Annotated in this window: 3 protein-coding genes; all 3 read left to right on the forward strand. The window is 60.7% G+C overall.

What is annotated here, in order from left to right:
• The first annotated feature begins 138 nt into the window (after positions 1-138).
• From BM315_RS23980 to BM315_RS23990, 3 genes are read left to right on the forward strand one after another with little or no spacing between them, the layout of a single operon-like run.
• Positions 139-1,401: a tyrosine-type recombinase/integrase gene (locus BM315_RS23980; protein WP_090506193.1), complete on the forward strand. Its 1,263-nt coding sequence runs from the start codon at positions 139-141 to the stop codon at positions 1,399-1,401.
• Positions 1,398-2,387 (forward strand): tyrosine-type recombinase/integrase, encoded by a 990-nt coding sequence (locus BM315_RS23985; protein WP_090506196.1) that lies wholly within the window; start codon positions 1,398-1,400, stop codon positions 2,385-2,387. The genes BM315_RS23980 and BM315_RS23985 overlap by 4 nt, the downstream gene beginning before the upstream one ends.
• The gene (locus BM315_RS23990; RefSeq protein ID WP_090506198.1) at positions 2,384-3,391 is read left to right on the forward strand and encodes a tyrosine-type recombinase/integrase; all 1,008 of its coding nucleotides are present in this window, start codon (positions 2,384-2,386) and stop codon (positions 3,389-3,391) included. The genes BM315_RS23985 and BM315_RS23990 overlap by 4 nt, the downstream gene beginning before the upstream one ends.
• Positions 3,392-3,475 lie beyond the last annotated feature (84 nt).

A 3,475-nucleotide genomic window follows, 5' to 3' on the forward strand; every position in this document is an offset into this window, starting at 1 on the left:
TTTTGTTCCCTTCGCCGTTATGTGCCCGGCGCGAGCGTTTGGCCGTACTTGAAGGCGACTGCGTCGGTAAACGCCACATAACGTTTCGCCTTGGTCGGATGATGACCCTCCACCCTGTTTCCTGGAATGGAGGTTGTCATGCTGGAACGTTATTTCTTGAAGCCGCAAACCGTCGATCGGATTCGCGGCAATTGGCTTGGCTCGGCAATCGAGCGCTATGTGGAGTGGCTGGACCAGGAAGGCTATGCCGTTCGAAACGTCTATCGGCGCGTGCCCATGCTGTGCCATTTTGGTCAATTTACCCAAGAACACGGTGCCCAAACCCTGGCACAGGCTGCAGCCTTGGTCGATGACTTCGCCCAGCACTGGCTCAGCGAGCATGCGAAAGCAGGCACGAGCAAGGAGGCCAGGGGCAAGATAGAGGAAGAGGCCCGCAATCCGGTCAACCAGATGCTCAGACTGGTCCTTCCCGAGCACCACGGCGGGGGCCGTCACCCGCAGCCTGAGCCATTTCTGGCAGAAGCCCCCGGGTTTTTTGCCTACTTGCGCGAAGAGCGCGGCTTGAAAGAAACATCGGTTCGACACTACCGGTACTATCTCAACCGCTTTGCGGCATTCCTTGCCCGACAAGAGGTGACATCACTTAAACAGCTCTCGACCGCAATCCTGGCCGCTTTCGTTGTCGATAGCGCGCCCGAGCTCTCTCCCAGTTCGCGGCGTGGCCTGTGCGCAGTGTTGAAGGTGTTTCTGCGTCACTGCCAGCGGGAGCAGATTCTGGCGCATGACCTCAGCCAGGCAGTCGAGATGCCTCAAGCGTATCGGCTGGCCGAGTTGCCGAGATCGATCGGTTGGGACGATGTCCGGCGGATGCTGGCCGTGGTCGATAGACGGACAGTGCGCGGCCGCCGGGACTACGCAATCTTGCTATTGCTTGTCACCTATGGGCTGCGCGCCCACGAAGTCGCATCGCTCACCCTGGACGACATTGATTGGCAGCGTGACCGGCTGCAAGTGCCGGAGCGCAAGGCTGGCCACTGGACAGCCTATCCGTTGGCCAGCGTGGTCGGAACGGCCATTCTGGAGTATTTGCAGCATGGGCGGCCGCAGACCGCGGATCGACATCTATTCTTCCGCACCCTGGCCCCCAGACTGCCACTGCGCGCTAGCGCCATCTCGCAGAGCGCAGGATTCTATCTGCGCCAAACCGGGATCACGGTACGACGGGCAGGCGCCCATACGCTCCGGCACACCTGTGTCCAGCGCCTCGTCGACGCAGAATTCTCGCTCAAGGCCATCGGCGACTATGTAGGGCATCGCTCCCCATCATCCACCGAAATCTACGCCAAGGTCGCCACCGAAGCTTTGCGTGAAGTCGCTCTTGGCGATGGGGAGGCACTATGAATACCCCATTGGTTCCTGTCGGCGCCTCGGTGCATCAAGTGATCAACGCTTTCCTGGCCTACAAGCGCTCTCTCAATCGCAAGTACAAGACGGAAGAAGCCGCCCTGCACCTGCTGGAGCGATTTCTGGCCACCGCCGGAATCGAGGATCTGGCGGCCGTGACCGCCCAGGACATCGATCGCTTCCTCGCATCCCGCCCGCGATCAAGGCCCCGTAGTTACAACCATCTGCTTGGCGTACTGCAGCGCTTCTTCGGCTGGCTGGTGATGCAGGAGCTGGTGACGAAGACGCCGGTGAGCGCTGGCCCGCGGCGGAACACCGGGCAACGCATCCCGTACATCTTCAATCTCGCCCAGGCACGCCGGCTGCTGGAAACGGCACGGCAGTTGCCTGATCGTCCCAAAGGCCGGCACCGCGGCTTGATTTATGAAACCGTGTTTGCGCTGCTTTACGGCCTGGGGCTGCGGGTTGGGGAAGTTGCTCGGCTCAAGGTCGGTGATGTGGACCTGTCCCGCGATGTGCTCATGATCCGGCAGACCAAGTTCGCAAAGGATCGCCTTGTACCGTTTGGCCCGCACATGGCGGCGCGGTTACAGCGCTATCTCGCCGAGCATTTTGGCACCTCGTCTCCCGATGCAACCCAGCCCCTGTTCGGCTTCACTCAGGGGCAGGCAGTGAATTCGGGCACCATCAGTCAGACCTTTCACGCACTGGTGCCGAAACTGGCGCTGGAAAGTCGGCCTGGCGTCGCTGCGCCGAGGCTCCATGACCTACGTCATTCCTTTGCCGTCGGCACCTTGTTGCGCTGGTATCGGGAAGGGGCTGATCCCAGCCGTCGGCTGCTTCATCTGGCCACTTTCCTCGGACATGTCGATCCGGCCTCTACCGCCGTGTATCTGACGATCACAAGTGAACTTCTGAGCGAGGCCAGTGCACAGTTCAGGGACTACGCGCACCTGTCACCAGCGGCCGGAGAGCAGCTATGAACGAGCTCGGCACGGTGGTCAGGGCCTTCTTCGAGGATCATCTGAAGGTGCAGAAAGGTCTGCGCCCCAGTTCGATCCGCAGCTATCGTGATGTCCTGAAACTGTTTCTTAAGCAGATTTCAGATCGGCGTCAATGTCCCATCACCCGCCTCAAACTCACGGATCTGGTTGCCGACGAGGTGCTCGCTTTTCTCCGGAGCCTCGAAGCGCAGCGCGGCAACCAGGTGCGCACCCGCAATCAGCGGCTGGCCGCGCTACGCACCTTCTTCCGCTACCTTGCCAGTCGTGCACCGGAGATGCTGGCCGAGGCAGCACGGGTTGAGGCCATTCCCACCAAGCGCTGTCCGCCACCGCCGACCTATTACCTCGAGCGTGACGAGGTTGATCAACTACTCGCGGCGATTTCGACGACGGCCACCGGTCTGCGTGATCGCGCCATCCTGACCTTGATGTACAACACCGGCGCCCGAGTGCAGGAAATTGCTGATTTGCGCGTCCAGGATATCGATCTCGATGGCCCTCATCGAGTGAGGCTCCACGGCAAGGGGGACAAGTGGCGCGCCTGTCCGATTTGGCCCGAGACCGCACAGTTGCTCAAGCAGCTCGAGTCGGTCCATGAAGGTAAACCCGACGCCCCATTGTTCTATTCTCGGCTTCACGCCCCCCTGACGCGCTTTGGCCTGTACAAGCTCGTCAAACGGTACGCGGCGAATCTACCGCAAGCCTCACCCAATAGCGGCGAGGCTCGGCGCATCTCTCCGCATGTGTTCCGGCATACCGCAGCGATGCACCTGCTTGAGGCCGGAGTTGAAATCAACGTCATTCGGGCCTGGCTGGGTCACGTCAGTCTGGAAACGACGAACCGTTATGCTGAGATCAACATCCGAACCAAGGAGGCTGCCGTCGCCCTGTGCGCTCCACCCGATCAATCCTCGGCGGCATCCTCCCAAGCAGGCGCTTGGCACCGGGACGTCGACTTGCTGAAATGGCTCAATTCCCTTTGATTATTATGTGCCCCTCGGCTCGAGCGCCACCCATCATTCCTGGTGCTGCCGAGCCAGTGCCACATAACGGCGAAGGGAACAAAA

It is taken from the genome of Pseudomonas borbori (genome assembly GCF_900115555.1).
GTDB classification, from domain to species: Bacteria; Pseudomonadota; Gammaproteobacteria; order Pseudomonadales; family Pseudomonadaceae; genus Aquipseudomonas; species Aquipseudomonas borbori.

Coding starts and splice junctions, on each gene's coding strand:
- BM315_RS23990 (WP_090506198.1), top strand. CDS start 2,384: ATGAACGAGCTCGGCACGGTGGTCAGGGCCTTCTTCGAGGATCATCTG.
- BM315_RS23985 (WP_090506196.1), top strand. CDS start 1,398: ATGAATACCCCATTGGTTCCTGTCGGCGCCTCGGTGCATCAAGTGATC.
- BM315_RS23980 (WP_090506193.1), top strand. CDS start 139: ATGCTGGAACGTTATTTCTTGAAGCCGCAAACCGTCGATCGGATTCGC.